Origin of the sequence: Amycolatopsis sp. NPDC050768 (assembly GCF_040654155.1) — a bacterium.
Classification (GTDB): domain Bacteria; phylum Actinomycetota; class Actinomycetes; order Mycobacteriales; family Pseudonocardiaceae; genus Amycolatopsis.
The window spans coordinates 264,946-277,178 of the sequence record NZ_JBFAHL010000010.1; the positions used below are offsets into that span (position 1 = coordinate 264,946).

The window sequence follows — 12,233 nt, forward strand, 5'->3', positions numbered from 1 at the left end:
CTGTCCTACTCGGCGAAGACGCGGCGTAGCCAGTTGGCCCGGCTCGCCCGCGCCTCACGGGACATCGGGGCATGCGGGACGACCTCGTCGAAGCCGTGGCACCCGCCCGGCCACACGTGCAGCTCCGCCTGCCCGCCCGACTGCCACAGGCGTGACGCGTAGGCGACAGCCTCGTCGCGGAAGGTCTCGACCGAGCCGACCTCGATGAACGCGGGCGGCAGGTCCGAGAGATCGGCGGCGCGGGCGGGCGCGGCGTACGGGGAGACATCCGGACCCCCGGCGGCGTCACCGAGGAGCGCGGACCAGCCGGTGGCGTTGGAGACGCTGTCCCACACGCCTTCACCGACCAGTTCGGTGCTCGACGGTGTGCTCGCGCGGTCGTCGATCATCGGGCACACCAGCAGCTGCCCCCGCAGGGGCGGGCCACCGCGGTCGCGAGCCATCAGCGCGGTGGCAGCCGCGAGCCCGCCGCCGGCGCTGCCGCCCGCCACCACGAGCCGGGCGGGGTCGATGCCCAGCTCGGCGAGGTGCTCGCCCACCCACGTCAGACCGGTGTAGCAGTCCTCGACGGGCGCGGGGTGCGGATGCTCCGGCGCGAGGCGATAGTCGACGCTCACCACGACCATCGGGATCTCGGCCAGCCAGCCGAGCAGCCAGTCGGCGCCCGTGCGGTTGTTGCCGGCCATCATGCCGCCGCCGTGCATGAAGTACACGCCCGGCAACGGCGCGGCCGGGTCGCTGCCCTTCGGCCGCAGCACCAGCAGCGGAACGCCGGCGTCGACCTCGCGCACATCGGCGTGCTCGCCGATCTCGGCCACGGTCATCGTGTGCCCGGCCGCCGTCAGCTCGCGCAGCCGGCCCACGAGCTCCGGCGTCACCGACGACGGCAGCGCCTTGTTCACCGCCACCAGCGCCGCCGCGATCTCGGGGTCGAACGGTGGGTGCACCCTCTGCATGCCGCCTGCTCCTCTCGGTACGTCGACCCCCGACGCTAGGGCCCGAGCCCGCCCCGGTGAACCCGTCACGCGGCGGCCGTTGCCCGCCACGCGGCGGTCAGCGGTTCCGGCGGAACCGGCGCAGCACCAACGCCACCGTGAGCCTGGTCCGCCCGGCCGGTGTGGCGACGCCGTAGGCCAGCGCCTGGGCGAGCAGGTCGACGCGGCTCTGCAACGTCGAGTGGTGCACGTGGAGCGCCGTCGCGGCGGCCCGCAGGCTCGGCTCCGCCGCGACCGCGGTCAGGGTCGCGAGCGCCCACGGGTGCGCGGCGAGGACGCGTTCGAGGTGCGTCACTTCCACCGTGGCCGCCGGCGAGTCGCACCCGTCGGCGAGCGCCAGCAGCCCACCCACCTCGGCGGCGTCCACATGCGACGGCCCCGGTTCGTCGACGGCGGTGAGCCGCAGCGCGAGAACGGCCCGCCCGTAGGACAACGACAGATCCCGCACGGCGACCGCCGGTCCCGACGCCGACCGCACCGCCGGGCCGGCCCTTGCGGGTAATCCGGCCGGGTCGATCGTCACCGTCAAGTCGCCGAGCCGCGCCGCACCGGGCGGGTGCGGGCCGCCGGCGCAGACCGTGACGACGAAGGACCCCTCCGGCGACAACCCGAGCCGCCGGGCCGCGGCGAGCCGTGCGGCTTCGTCGGCGGTGGCGTCCACCAGGAGCTCCACCGCCGCCGGGTCACCAGTGGAGAACCCGGCACCCGTGCGGTCGAGCACGATCCCGACCGTCGCGGCGAGCCGGTCCACGAGCACGCGGTCGAACTCCGCCCGGCCCGGGTCGTCGGCCTCGCGTTCCACCCACACGAGCGCGCCCGCGTACCCCGGCAGCGGCACCGCAAGTCCGGCGACCTCGCCGTCCACGCGCCGGCCGTCCGGCTCCACGCGGACCCGCAGCCGGCGTCCGGGAACCACGAGACCCGCGGCGCAACCGGCGAGCACAGCCGCGGCCCGCACCGTCGCCTCGAGACCGGCGCGGGCCTCCACCAGGGCGTCGAAGTGGGCGACCACCTGCAGGGCGGCCCCGGCTCCGGGGTCGATCGCCCGCATGCGCCCGGCCAGCTCACGCACGTCGGTCACCTCCTCGGCGCCCAGCGTACGGGCCGGCGCGGGCTCAGAAGCCCGGCGCGTTGCGCAGGTTGGTGCGCGCGAGCTCGATCATCTTGCCGACGCCGCCGTTGAGCACCGTCTTGCTCGCCCCGAGCGCGAAGCCGCGGACCTGCGCGCCGGTGATGTGCGGCGGGATCGACAGCGCGTTGGGGTCGGTCACCAGCTCGACCACGGCCGGTCCGGGGTGGACGAACGCCTTCGCCAGCGCCTCCCGCACGTCGCGCGGGTCTTCGACGCGCGTCGCGTGGATGCCGCACGCCTGGGCGATCGCGGCGAAGTTCACGGGCGCGTGGTCGGTGCCGAAGTCGGGCAGGCCGTCCACGAGCATCTCGAGCTTCACCATGCCGAGCGTGGCGTTGTTGAACACCACCACCTTCACCGGAATGTCGTAGGTGGGCAGCGTGAGCAGGTCACCCATGAGCATCGCGAGCCCGCCGTCGCCCGAGAGCGACACGACCTGGCGGCCCGGCTGCGCGAACTGGGCGCCGATCGCGTGCGGCAGCGCGTTGGCCATGCTGCCGTGGCGGAATGAGCCGAGCACGCGGCGGCGGCCGTTGGGCGTGAGGTACCGAGCGGCCCACACGTTGCCCATGCCGGTGTCCACGGTGAACACCGCGTCGTCGTCGGCCACCTCGTCGAGGATCGCCGCGGCGAACTCCGGGTGGATGGGCCGGCGGTGCTCGATCTTCGTGGTGTAGGCCGACACCACCTTCTCCAGCTTCCGCACGTGCTCGCGCAGCATCCGGTCGAGGTAGGTGCGATCGGTCCGTTGGCGCAGCAGCGGCAGCACGGCCTCGATCGTCGCCTTCACATCACCGTGGACCGCCAGCTCCAGCGGAGTGCGGCGGCCCAGGCGCGCGACGTCGGTGTCGACCTGGATCGTGCGGGCCTGCGGGAGGAAGTTGTCGTACGGGAAGTCCGTACCCAGCAACACGATCCGGTCTGCAGCGTGCATCGCGTCGTAGCAGGCGCCGTAGCCGAGCAGGCCGCTCATGCCGACGTCGAACGGGTTGTCGTACTGGATCCACTCCTTGCCGCCGAGCGAGTGGCCGACCGGAGCGTTGAGCCGCTCGGCCAGGGCCAGCACCTCGTCGTGCGCGCCGCGGGTCCCGGCGCCGGCGAAGAGCATCACCTTCTCACCGGAGTTGAGCAGTCGCGCCAGCTCCTCGATCGTCCCGGCCGGCGGCACGACGGGCGACGGCCTGACGAGCTGGACCTTTTCCACACCCGGCTGCGCGGCCTTGCGGTCGGCGATGTCGCCCGGGATGGTCAGTACCGACACGCCGCCCTTGCCGACAGCCGTCTGCATCGCGATCCGCAGCATCCGCGGCATCTGCTCAGGCTGGGACACGAGTTCGCTGTAGAAGCTGCACTCGGTGAACAACTGCTCCGGGTGCGTCTCCTGGAAGAACCCCGTGCCGATCTGCGCCGACGGGATGTGCGACGCGATCGCCAGCACCGGCGCGCCGCTGCGGTGGGCGTCGAACAGCCCGTTGATCAGGTGCAGGTTGCCCGGGCCGCAGCTGCCCGCGCACACGGCGAGCTTCCCCGTCACCTGGGCTTCGGCCGCGGCCGCGAACGCCGCCGCCTCTTCGTGGCGCACGTGGACCCACTCGATGCCGTCGGTGCGGCGCACCGCATCGACGATCGGGTTCAGGCTGTCGCCGACGATGCCGTAGATCCGTTCCACGCCGGCGTCGCGCAGAGTCCGCACGAGCTGTTCGGCCACTGTGGCCATGAGCCACGCTCCTCTCTCGGAAAACCTGCTTCCAGCATGTGCTGCCTGCCCGTATGCGTCCAATGCCTCTTTCTCCTCGGTTCCATGCCGTGGCAGTATGGATGGCATGGACCTGCACGTGCTGCGGCTCTTCCGGGAAGTGGCCCGCGGGGCGACGGTGACCGACACGGCGGCCCGCGCGCGGCTCACCCAGCCCGCGCTTTCCCGTGCGCTGCACCGGATCGAGCGCGAAGCGGGCGCCGCCCTGTTCCAGCGTTCGGGCCGCGCGTTGCGGCTCACGCCCGCGGGCCACGCCTTCGCGATCCACGTCGACGCGATCTTGGAGCGCTACGACGAAGGCCTGCGCGCCGTCGCCGAAGCCGTCGATCCCGAGTCCGGGGTGATCCCGCTGGCGTTCCTGCACACGTTCGGCACCTGGCTCGTGCCGCCGGTCGTGAGCAGCTACCGCGCCGCTCACCCGAGGGCACGGTTCGAGCTGCGCCAGCACGGCGAGGAAGGCCTGGCGCGCGAACTGCTCGACGGCACGGCGGACCTCGTGCTCACCAGCGGCGACCCGGGTGACCCGCTGATCCACTGGGTCCGGCTGCTGGAGGAACCACTGCTGCTGGCCGTGCCGCCGAAACACCGCCTCGCGCGCCGCAAGCAGGCCCGCCTGGCCGACGTCGCCGAGGAGTCGTTCATCCTGCTGCGCCGGGGATACGCACTGCGCGAGACCACCGAGCAGCTGTGCGCGCAGGCCGGGTTCACACCGCGCGTCGGGTTCGAAGGCGAGGAGGTGGAGACCCTGCGCGGGCTCGTCACGGCGGGGCTCGGCGTGTCCCTGCTACCGCTCCCCCATACCGCGACCTTCCCGCCCGCGGCCACCGCGCCGACGACGCCGCACCTGCGCGTGACGGACGTGCCCGCGGCTCGCGACATCGGTCTGGCCCAGCTCGCCGGACGGGTGCTCCCGCCGGCGAGCGAGACGTTCCGCAAGCACGTGCTCGCCACGGCGCCACGCGCGTTGCCGACCTGACCCGTTGCCGGGCAAGAAAAATCCCCGGCACCACGCGGATGCCGGGGATCTCCGTAGGGTCAGCTCAGGGCTTGCGCCCGACGACACCCGCGACGCACTTCGCGGAGTCGCTGAGCGGGGTGAGCCGCGGGCCGTCCGGCCACCACTCGTCGCAGACGGACATGCCGGGGCCGCTGGTCGCGTTGGGCGGCAGCAGTTCCAGGCCCGGCAGCATGCTTTCGATCTCCGTGCGCGTGCGGAAGCGGCCGGCGCCCAGCGGACCGGACACGAGGATCTCCTCGATCCGCTTCGCGACGGCGGTCAGCTCCGGCACCTCGGGGTCGTAGAAGTGCGCGAGCGCCACGAAGGAGCCCGGGGCGAGGGCGTCGATGTACTGGCGCATCACGTCGACGGCGCCGTCGCCCTCGAAGTGGTGAATGGTGCCGATGTGCAGCAGGCCCAGCGGCTGCGAGAAGTCGATGTACTCGCGCACAGTCTCGTTCTCCAGCACCAGTTCCGGCTGGAAGATGTCGGCGTCGACCATGTGCGTGTAGTCGTTCTCGGCCAGCAGTGCGCGGCCGTGGGCGAGCACCACCGGGTCGTTGTCGACGTAGACCACGTGCGCGTCACGGTGGGCGCGCTGCACGATCTGATGGGTGTTCTCGGCGGTCGGCAGGCCGGAACCGCAGTCGAGGAACTGGCGGATGCCCGTCTGGTTGGCCAGCATCCGCAGCGCGCGGTTGTGGAAACCGCGGTTACCGCGCGCGATGTGCACGGCCTCGGGGACGGCCGTGCTGATCTTCTCCATGACCGCGCGGTCGACCTCGTAGTAGTGGTTGCCGCCGAGGAAGCCGTCGTAGATCCGCGCGATGCTCGGCCGGTTCGGGTCGACCCCCACGGGAACCTGGCTGGGCGACAGCGTGGACGGCGGAGCGCTGGGCATGGGCACCTCGCAAGGCGGCTCGGGGGGCGGCTTTGACCCACTCAGAGTAGTACCTTGACCCCCTCCGGTTACGTGAGGTCGCCCGTTTCAGCTGCACGTCGTCGCGGAAATCGGTGCTACCTGCGTCTTCCGCGCCCGTCAGCCGCGGTGGCGGCTCGGCGGCTGCTGGTGGCGGCTGCTCCAGTCCTGGAGGTACGAGCTCACGGCCGAGCTCCAGATGTCCTCCGACGTCGTGCCTGCCGTCCCGTGCGGCGCGCTCGGGTGCTCGCTCGCCGGCTGCCGCGGCGGCTTCTGCCCCTCGGTGGTGCGCACGGTGGTGTGGTCCACCTGGTCGGTGGCCGTCGGCGGCGTCGGGCTCGCCGTCATGGTGGTGACCGCCGGCGGCGCCGACGAGGGCTTCGACGGCGCGGCCGGCACTTCCGCGGGCCGGCCGGCCGAGCCGCTTTCCGGCGCGGGCCACAGCGCCCACGTGCCGAGCCCGGCCAGCGCGACGACCACCGCGCCGGCGATCACCACGTACCGCGTATTGCGCCGGTTCCCCACGGGCGGCGAGGTCTGCGTCCGTTCGGTTTCGTGGTCGGGCCCCGCTGCGGCGAACATCGCGTCGAGCCCCAGCGGCAGCTCGCCGACGATCGACTGCGGTTTCGTGGCCGGGCCCTCGCCCGAGGTGCGCGGCGCGGTGGCGGGCTCGGGGTACAGCCCGCTCGGATCGGGCTGGGGCTTCGGCCGCTTGACGAGCGGTGGCCGCTCGCCGTCGATACGCGGCATCGGCGCCGTCTCCGACAGGCTCACCAGCTTCGCGACCGAGTCGAGCTCATCGCGACCTTCGCCGGGCCCCGTGCCTGCCATCCAGACCTCCACACCGCCGGGACCGCGAGCCCGCGGCACGACCGGCGGCAAGATCCTATGAACCTCCGCCCGATCGGGTAAACCCGCCCCCACTTGCTCACCCAGGGTGACGGAATTTCACGGAGAATACGTCCTGCCCGGGCAGATCAGCCAGCTGCGACGCAAGCTGGGCGGCCCGCCGCTGATCCACGCCGTGCCCGGGGTCGGCTACATGCCCCCTGATCCGGAACCGTCCACAGTGGAGTCTCCCGCGATCGTCGGGGACCCCTCCCGGAGGGCCGACCTAGTCTGCGCGCACCGGGGAAAGGGAGTCGGAAATGCGGGTTCGGTCGGCTGTCGTGCTGGGAGCGTTCGCGCTGGTCGCGGCCGGGTGCACCACGAGCGGGCACGCGTTACCCGCGCCGTTGCCCCCGGTGCCCGCCGCCGCCCGGGCGCTCGTGGCGTGGTCGCAGACGGTGTGCACGAGCGTGCAGGCGCTGCAGGGCCTGCAGGCCGGGATCGACGAGGTGAACCACACCGCGGCCGACCCGTCGCAGGCCGACTTCCTCGCCTCGGAGATCAGCTCCTACGTCAGCGGCATCACGGGGCGGATCGGCCAGGCCGGGTCGGGACTGAAGTCCGTGCCGCCGTCGGGCGTCAAGGCCGCGGACACCTACGTGGCACAGCTGGGAAAATCACTCGACGAGGTGACCAAGAAGGCGCCCCCGGACACCACCGCGCAGCCGACGCTCGCGCAGGCCCGCGAGCTCGCCACCGTCGTCACCGCGCTGAAGCCGGCGGCCGCCGATCTGACGAAGGCGGTGCGCGGCGACGCGAAGCTCAACGCGTCGTACAACGTCGCGCCCGCCTGCGCGCCCCTGCGGCAGTTCGGTCCCGTGGACGCCGCCGTGCCGACGCGCCCGCTCGTGGCGTGGGCCGACACGATGTGCGGCGTGGTCACCTCCACTGCGGCTCTGAAGGCGCACAAAATCGAAGACCTCGTCATCACCGATCCGCGTTACGCCCGCCTCAGCGGCTTCGACCTGAGCAGCTTCATCTCTTCGGCCGGCGCCGGCGTTGCCCAGTTGGTCGAGACGCTGGGCACCGTCACGCCTTCGGGCATCCCCGCGGCGGACAAGTACCACGACAGCCTCCTCGCCTCGCTGCGCGCCGTGGCGCCGAAACTGCCGTCGAGCGACTCACGCATGCCCGATCTGGACTTCCAGCCCGTCGAGCAGCTGAAACCACAGGCGCAGCAGATCATCGGGGTGCTGGCGACGATCGCCCTGCCCGCGCCCGACCTGCCCACCATCGCGGCCGCGAACCCGGTGCTGGCCCACTCCCACGACGTCGCCCCGCAGTGCCGACCGCTCGGCTCACCGCCCCCGACGCTGCCGTCCGCCGCCAACGGCACCGACCTGGGCGCGTGCGCCGGCGGCAAGTGCCAGGTCCTCGTGACCGGCCAGGCCGACATCACCGCGAGCGGCATGACGTTCACCGCGTCCGTCACCTCGAGCGGCGTCCGCATTCTGCAGGACTCCGGCGAGATGAGCTTCGGCGTCGGCGGCAGCGGCTCGTTCGGCATGGCGGGCCACATGGTGACCGTCCGCCTCTCCGGTGTCCTCGACGGCAAGGCCGTGCTGGACATCTCGACGGGGTGATCAGCGCCGGAGGGTGACCTCGAACTCGCGGAACCCGTGCCGGCGATAGAACGCGAGGGCGTCGGTGTTGGCGGCATAGGCGGTGACCTCGAATCCGTTCGCGCCGTTGCTTTTCGCCCATTCGTCGAATCGCTCGACGAGCGCAGTGCCCATCCCGGTGCGGCGTTCCTCGACGGCGACTCGCATGCTTTCGAGCACGGCGGTGACGGCGCCGGGGTGCAGCGAGTCCTGCCGCCGGAGCCGGCCGACGAGGTGCCCGCCGACGCCATGTTCTCCCTGTGCGACAAGGCAAAGCGCGTCCTCATCGGTCAGCAGCGTGGTGTAGTGGGCGGAGCCTTCGCGCTGCGGCCAGGCGAGATCCATCCGGTCGTCGTGGCGGCCGCCGTCCTCGTGGAACAACGCTTCCACCGAGGACACCAGCGCAGGAATCAATTCCGCGGACACCGCGGTGACTGTGTGTTCCATCCAGGAAACGGTAACGACGTCGATTAATCATGTAAATATCGAATGTGTGCTGGGCCTCAGCCGGCCATCCCACCCGATTTGCGGCGCCAGCCAGCGGCCACGCGGAAAACGAGGTGTCACCGCGAGATCCGGTCAGTAGTCTTCCCGGGCCGCCGACAGCCTGGAGGATCCCGCCATGGCCCCGTTCCCGCCGCTCGAACCGTATGCGCACGGCTTGCTCGACGTCGGCGACGGCAACCGGATCTACTGGGAGACCAGCGGCAACCCCGACGGCAAACCGGTGCTGTGCGTGCACGGCGGCCCCGGCGCGGGCGGGACACGCAACAGCCGCAAGGGGTTCGACCCGGAGAAGTTCCGCATCATCCTGTTCGACCAGCGCGGGTGCGGCGAGAGCGTGCCGAACATCGCGGACCCGGCGGTGAGCCTGGAGCACAACACCACCCACCACCTGATCGCCGACATGGAACGCCTGCGCGAGCACCTCGGCGTCGAGAAGTGGATGCTTTACGGCGGTTCCTGGGCCCCGACGGTCATGCTCGCCTACGCCGAGCGCCACCCCGAACGCGTGTCGGAGATGGTGATGATCGCCGGCTTCACCAGTACTCCCGACGAGGTCGACTGGCTCTACCGCGGCGTCGGGCGGCTCCTGCCCCGCGAGTGGGAGGCCTTCCGCGCCGGCGTACCCGAGGCAGAGCGCGACGGTGATCTGCTCGCCGCGTACTCCCGCTTGCTCGCTTCACCCGACCGCGCGGTGCAGCTGAACGCCGCACGCGACTGGTGTACCTGGGAAGACGCCGTGATCGCGCACGAGATCAAGGGCAAGGCCGGCCAGTACAGCGATCGCCCCGCGAAAGAGCTCATCACGCTCGCCCGCATGTGCGCGCACTACTTCGGCCACCACGCGTGGCTGGAAGCCGGCGAGATCCTGGGGAACGTCCACCGCCTCCACGGGATCCCCGCCGTGTTCATCCAGGGCCGGCTTGACCTGAGCGTGCCGTTGCGGGCGGCGTGGAACCTTGTGCAGGCCTGGCCGTCCGCCGAGCTCGTGGTGATCGACGACTCCGGCCACACCGGCAGCCCCGCCATGGGGGAGGCGGTCACGAAGGCGATCGCCGGCTTCGAACCCGCGTGAGTCAGGCGCGGTCGAACGTCACGTCCAGCCGGTACGGGCTGCCCAGGCTCAGCCCGACCTGCCGCCGGATCTCCGCACCCGGCGCGAGGCGGAACCGTGTGGTCCGGGCCAGCAGCTCCTCGAACGCCACCGCCAGCTGAATACGCGCGAAGTGCAGACCCAGGCAGCGGTGGATACCGAAGCCGAACGACACGTGCGGCACGTTCGGACGGTCGAACACCAGCTCGTCGGGCCGCTCGAACCGCGCCGGATCCCGGTTGGCCGCGGCGAAGAACACGGCGACGCGCTCCCCCGCCTTCACCGGCGTGTCCCCGATCTCGGTGTCCTGCGTGGCGGTGCGCGCCATGAACGCGACGGTGGTCTCGAGCCGCAGGAACTCCTCCAGCTCCCGCTGCCAGCCGCCGGGATCGCGCAGGATCGGCTCGACGTCGTCGCGGGTGGCGAGGTGGTAGGCGACGTTCGCGATCACCCCGCGCGTGGTGTCGAGGCCGCCGAGGAACAGCGTGGTCACCATGCCGAGCCGTTCCTCGAGGGTGAGCGCCCGGCCGTCGATCGTCGCGGTGACCAGCGCGCGCAGCACGCTGTCCTCGCCGTCGTCCGGCTTCGCTTCGGCTTCGGCCAGTGCCTCCATCGCCAAGCCCGCGAGCGTCTGGAACGCTTCGGGACTGCTGGTGACCGCGGCGTCCTTGGCCGCCACCACCCCGCGGTCCACGAGGTCGCGGTTGTCCGTCGCGAAGACGATCCGCGCGAGCGAGCCGGCGCTGAACGGGATCGCGAAGTCGCTCACGATGTCGCACGCGCCGCGGTCCACAAAGGACTCGACCGCCGTGCGCGCGAGTTCACGCAGCTGCGGCTCGTACCGCGCGAGGGCGGCCCGCGTGAAGAACGGGTTGAGGATCCTCCGGTATTCGCGATGGTCGGGCGGATCCGTGTCGATCGGGATCACCCGCACCGGCACGCCGCGGATCGCGGGCTGCGCCGAGCTGAACAGCTCCGGCGCGGCGCAGACCGCCCGCACGTCCTCGTAGCGGGTGAGCAGGTGGTAGCCGCCGTCCGCGTCGGTGTGCGGGACGGGACAACCACTTCTGGCGGCCGCGGCCGCGGCCAGCAGGTTCTCCCGCTGGTCTTCGGCGTACAGGTCGACGTTCGCCAGGATCTCCTCGACCGACTTGGCCACGTGTCCTCCCCACTCCGAGGACTCACCACCGTAGGGGCGCGCGGGGGCACGCGGCATCGGCCGCACGGGCGGAAACCGTCGCGCGTTCGGGTCACCGCGCCCGTCACGGACGCCGGTCGGGCCAATCGGCCAGCAGCGGCCGCGTGGCGTCCCACACCGTGCCGTCGGCGTGGTCGCGGCGCCGGCGCGCGATGCCCGACAATGCTTCCAGCACCACCCGGTTCGCGAGGAACGACGTGATGTCCGCGTGGTCGTAGGGCGGCGACACCTCGACCACGTCGACCCCCACCACCGGCAGCTCGTACGCGATGCGCCGCACGGAATCCAGCAGCTGCCGGGCGGTGAGCCCACCCGGCTCGGGCGTGCCCGTGCCCGGCGCGTGGCCGGGGTCGCACACGTCGATGTCCACCGAGAGGAACACGCCGTCGCACTCGTCGGTGGCGATCCCGAACGCCTCGGTGAGGCACTCTTCGAGCCCTCGCGCGACGATCTCGGTCATCTCGTAGGACCGCATGCCCTGCTCGGCCATCCAGTCGAGCGTCTCCGGGCCGGGCCAGTAGCCGCGCAGGCCGAGCTGCAGGAACCGGTCGCCGCGCACGGCACCCGACTCGATCAGCCGGCGCATCGGCTGGCCGTGGCCCACGAGCGAGCCGAACGCGATGTCGCCGGTGTCGGCATGTGCGTCGAAGTGCACCATCGACACCCGCCCCTGGCCGAGGTGCTGCGCCACCCCGGCCGCGTCCGGCCACGCGATCGTGTGGTCCCCGCCGAGCACCAGCGGGATCGCGCCCGTGGCGGTGACCGCGTACACCGCTTCCTGCAGCGAGCGCACCGAGCGTTCGGCGTCGCCCGAGTACATCTCGACATCGCCGGCGTCGAAGACCTTCAGGTCCCGCAACGCGTCCACCCGCAGGGCGAGCGACGGGCGCGAACCGTCGGCGGGGAGGTAGCAGCTCTGCCGGATGTACTGCGGGCCGAACCGGGTGCCCGCGCGGTGCGAGGTGCCGCCGTCGAACGGCGCGCCGAGGATCACGACGTCGGCGGCCGGGTAGGTGGCGGGATCGGCCCAGTCGCAGCGCGCCACGCCGAGGAAGGTGAGGTCCGGGCCGAACTGGGTGCCGTAACGAGCCATGACGTCCTCCTTGCGGGCCAACCTACCGCCGTGGTGCCCCGGTTTTGCCCCGATTCG

The 12,233-nt window shown here is 72.0% G+C and carries 11 protein-coding genes; 3 read left to right on the top strand and 8 right to left on the bottom strand.

What is annotated here, in order from left to right; genetic code table 11:
• Positions 1 to 5: 5 nt before the first annotated feature.
• The 3 genes from AB0H62_RS28830 to AB0H62_RS28840 all read right to left on the bottom strand — a co-directional run bounded on the left by AB0H62_RS28830 (position 6) and on the right by AB0H62_RS28840 (position 3,844).
• A complete protein-coding gene (locus AB0H62_RS28830; protein WP_360589367.1) occupies positions 6 to 956 on the bottom strand; it encodes an alpha/beta hydrolase in 951 nt (316 codons plus the stop codon).
• A 97-nt stretch (positions 957 to 1,053) separates the two neighbouring features.
• Entirely contained in the window at positions 1,054 to 2,076 is a 1,023-nt protein-coding gene (locus tag AB0H62_RS28835; RefSeq protein WP_360589369.1) for a helix-turn-helix domain-containing protein, read from the bottom strand.
• Positions 2,077 to 2,110: 34 nt separating this feature from the next.
• On the bottom strand, positions 2,111 to 3,844 hold the full coding sequence (locus tag AB0H62_RS28840) for a pyruvate dehydrogenase (RefSeq protein WP_220240572.1): 1,734 nt from the start codon (positions 3,842 to 3,844) through the stop codon (positions 2,111 to 2,113).
• Between the two features lie 106 nt (positions 3,845 to 3,950).
• On the opposite strand from AB0H62_RS28840, the gene AB0H62_RS28845 reads away from it, so the two are divergent.
• Entirely contained in the window at positions 3,951 to 4,859 is a 909-nt protein-coding gene (locus AB0H62_RS28845; RefSeq protein ID WP_220240571.1) for a LysR family transcriptional regulator, read from the top strand.
• Positions 4,860 to 4,923: 64 nt separating this feature from the next.
• On the opposite strand, the gene AB0H62_RS28850 is transcribed toward AB0H62_RS28845, so the two are convergent.
• Positions 4,924 to 5,781 (bottom strand): SAM-dependent methyltransferase, encoded by an 858-nt coding sequence (locus AB0H62_RS28850; protein ID WP_220240570.1) that lies wholly within the window; start codon positions 5,779 to 5,781, stop codon positions 4,924 to 4,926.
• Between the two features lie 138 nt (positions 5,782 to 5,919).
• Positions 5,920 to 6,630, bottom strand: a complete 711-nt coding sequence (locus AB0H62_RS28855; protein WP_220240569.1) for a hypothetical protein — start codon at positions 6,628 to 6,630, stop codon at positions 5,920 to 5,922.
• 317 nt (positions 6,631 to 6,947) lie between these two features.
• Between AB0H62_RS28855 and AB0H62_RS28860 the strand changes: the two genes are divergently transcribed.
• Entirely contained in the window at positions 6,948 to 8,270 is a 1,323-nt protein-coding gene (locus tag AB0H62_RS28860) for a hypothetical protein (RefSeq protein WP_360589372.1), read from the top strand.
• Here AB0H62_RS28860 and AB0H62_RS28865 read toward each other — a convergent pair whose 3' ends face one another.
• On the bottom strand, positions 8,271 to 8,678 hold the full coding sequence (locus AB0H62_RS28865) for a GNAT family N-acetyltransferase (RefSeq protein ID WP_360589374.1): 408 nt from the start codon (positions 8,676 to 8,678) through the stop codon (positions 8,271 to 8,273).
• A gap of 232 nt (positions 8,679 to 8,910) precedes the next feature.
• Here AB0H62_RS28865 and pip point away from each other — a divergent pair, with 232 nt between their 5' ends.
• On the top strand, positions 8,911 to 9,867 hold the full coding sequence (gene pip / locus AB0H62_RS28870; protein ID WP_220240565.1) for a prolyl aminopeptidase: 957 nt from the start codon (positions 8,911 to 8,913) through the stop codon (positions 9,865 to 9,867).
• Position 9,868: 1 nt separating this feature from the next.
• On the opposite strand, the gene AB0H62_RS28875 is transcribed toward pip, so the two are convergent.
• A complete protein-coding gene (locus AB0H62_RS28875) occupies positions 9,869 to 11,044 on the bottom strand; it encodes a cytochrome P450 (protein ID WP_220240564.1) in 1,176 nt (391 codons plus the stop codon).
• Between the two features lie 103 nt (positions 11,045 to 11,147).
• The gene (gene speB / locus AB0H62_RS28880) at positions 11,148 to 12,176 is read right to left on the bottom strand and encodes an agmatinase (RefSeq protein WP_220240563.1); all 1,029 of its coding nucleotides are present in this window, start codon (positions 12,174 to 12,176) and stop codon (positions 11,148 to 11,150) included.
• Positions 12,177 to 12,233: the final 57 nt, after the last annotated feature.